Origin of the sequence: Mesorhizobium sp. M7A.F.Ca.CA.004.12.1.1, assembly GCF_003997835.1 — a bacterium.
Classification (GTDB): Bacteria; Pseudomonadota; Alphaproteobacteria; order Rhizobiales; family Rhizobiaceae; genus Mesorhizobium.
Map to the genome: position 1 here is coordinate 1 of NZ_RZRK01000895.1, position 2,393 is coordinate 2,393.

General features: G+C 65.2%; 1 protein-coding gene and 1 pseudogene. Both read left to right on the forward strand.

Annotation, left to right across the window (positions count from 1 at the left end):
- Positions 1-180: 180 nt before the first annotated feature.
- Complete coding sequence (locus tag EN984_RS31350; protein ID WP_127272668.1) at positions 181-1,725, forward strand: NAD(P)H-hydrate dehydratase; 1,545 nt, start codon at positions 181-183, stop codon at positions 1,723-1,725.
- A pseudogene (locus EN984_RS31355) lies at positions 1,722-2,393 on the forward strand (hypothetical protein); the annotation flags it as partial. The gene EN984_RS31350 and the pseudogene EN984_RS31355, both read left to right, overlap by 4 nt.

The following is a 2,393-nucleotide window of genomic DNA, read 5'->3' on the forward strand; positions in this document are numbered from 1 at the left end:
AGCCTACACAGCGCCAGCACCTGCGTCCGCACAAAAATCAGGCATATCGCCTATCCCGCAGGCAATTTTCTGCCCGCAATGCCTTCGTGCCGACGTTATGGCTGCAGATCTCGGCAACTCCCCCTTGTTTGCTTAGGATCGAAATTGGACAATGCTTGATAGCATGCGGATCGGCAATCCATGAGCAACGAACTTCTTTCCCCGGCCGAAATGAGCGAGGCTGATCGGCTGACGATCGCGGCCGGTCCGGCCGATGGAATCAGCCTGATGCGGCGCGCGGGCGAAGCGGTCGCGGCCGAGATTCTCAAGCGTTATCCCGCAGCGCCGCATGTCCATGTGCTGTGCGGTCCCGGCAACAATGGCGGCGATGGCTATGTCGTCGCACGCCTCCTGGCCGGCAGCGGCGTCGGCACAACGATCTGGTCATCCGGAGCGCCGAGGCCGGAAAGCGATGCGGCGCTCGCCGCCGCGGAATCCCTGGTCAAGTCCCGGCCGCTGTCTGATTTCGACGCCGAGTTCGGCTCGATCGTGATCGACGCGCTCTATGGGGCAGGGCTGTCCAAGCCGCTGTCCGGCGATGCCGCGAAAGCTGTCGATACAGTGACAGCCCTGCGCCTGCCTGTGGTCGCGATCGACCTGCCGTCGGGCGTCTCGGGAGCCAGCGGCGAAATATTGAGCAGGGCGTTTCGTGCCGAGGTCACCGTCACCTTCGCGCGGAAAAAGCCCGGCCACTTGCTGCTGCCGGGGCGCGGGCAATGCGGTGAGATCGTGCTCGCCGATATTGGCATCGGCGACGGCATCATCGCCCAGCTCGCCGTCTCGACCTTCGAAAATGTGCCGGATCTGTGGTTGCGGGAATTTCCGGTGCCGGCGGTGGACGCGCATAAATACAAGCGCGGCCATGTCGGCGTCTTTTCCGGCGGTCCCAGTGCTACCGGCGCGGCGCGGCTGTCGGCGATGGCCGCCGCCAGAAGCGGGGCAGGGGCGGTCACCGTGCTGTCGCCTGGCAATGCCATGCAGGTGAACGCGACACACCTCACCTCGATCATGCTGCGAGAGGCGGGGTCATTCGAGGAGGTGCAGGAATTTCTGACGGCGCGCCATCCCGAGGCGCTGGTGTTTGGACCGGGGCTCGGGCCAAAGCCCAAGGTCGGCGATTTCGCCCTGCAACTGATCAAGACCTTGGCGGAGGGTGCACGCGCATCGCAAACTGCAAACCATGGAGGAGCGATCGTGCTTGATGCCGATGCCATTACCTCTCTGGCCCATCAGCCGCAGGCGCTGTTCGAAGCCGCTCGTCAGCCAAACGCTCCAGTGTTGGTGATCACGCCGCATGAGGGTGAATTCGGCCGCTTGTTCCCAGATATCGCCGGGGACAAAACCATGTCGAAATTGGACAAGGCGCGAGCGGCTGCCGCGCGGGCCAACGCAACGATCGTCTACAAGGGCGCCGACACGGTGATAGCCGCGCCTGTTGGCAAGGCAGCCATCAACTCCAACGGCGCTCCGTGGCTGGCCACGGCCGGGTCAGGCGACGTGCTGTCGGGCATCATCGCCGGTCTGCTCGCACAAGGCATGCCGCCCTTCGAGGGCACCTGCGCGGCGGTGTGGCTACACGCCGAAACCGGCAGCCGGTTCGGACCCGGCCTGATCGCCGAGGATCTGCCGCTGGCGCTGCTGCCGGTGTTGCGTGAACTCTTCGACGCGCGCACGGCTGTTCTATGAACCGCGCCCTGGCTCCGCTGCTTGCCACCCTCATCGCTGTCTTCATGGCGTCGACGGCGCGCGCCGTCGGCCCTGTAACCGTCGTCGACAATCCGGCGGTGCTCGCCGCGCTCGATGCCGGGGGTTTCGGCTTCGCCGATGTTTTGGGGGTTGACGGCGAGGACGGTCTAAAGACGCTTTACGACGAGGCCCCCGCCTATCACGCCATCGTTGACATCGTTGCCTCCGATGTTGCGGCGCTCCGCGCCGAGATGAAGGCCGGCGGGCGGCCGCTCTACGAGGTGACAGACGGCAATGTCGGCCGCATCATGGACATGCGCTGGCTGAAGACCGATGCCGCGCGCTTCCGGCTGGTCGGCGTCGTCAACCGGCTCGACCGTCGCGATTTCATGCTGCTGCAAGGCGACAGGAGCTGCGGCGAGGTGCGCTTCATCTACCGCCTGGCCTACAGTTTTCGCAAGAACGGCAAGCTGCTGGCATCGCGCTTGCCGTTCAATTTCAATGCCGTCTACAGCGCCGCGCCCGATGCCGATGGCGGCTGCGTCGGCACTGCCGGACGCTGGACGCCACAGCTTGACGAGAGCGTCGATGCCGGCTGGCTGACCGGCGGGCCGCTGGAGAAGGCCGGGCTGACCTTCAAGCAGCTGGAGCTCAACGCGCAGGTGGTG

Bases quoted from the DNA above. Each gene is read 5' to 3' on its own strand.
- EN984_RS31350 (WP_127272668.1), top strand. From the start codon at position 181: ATGAGCAACGAACTTCTTTCCCCGGCCGAAATGAGCGAGGCTGATCGG.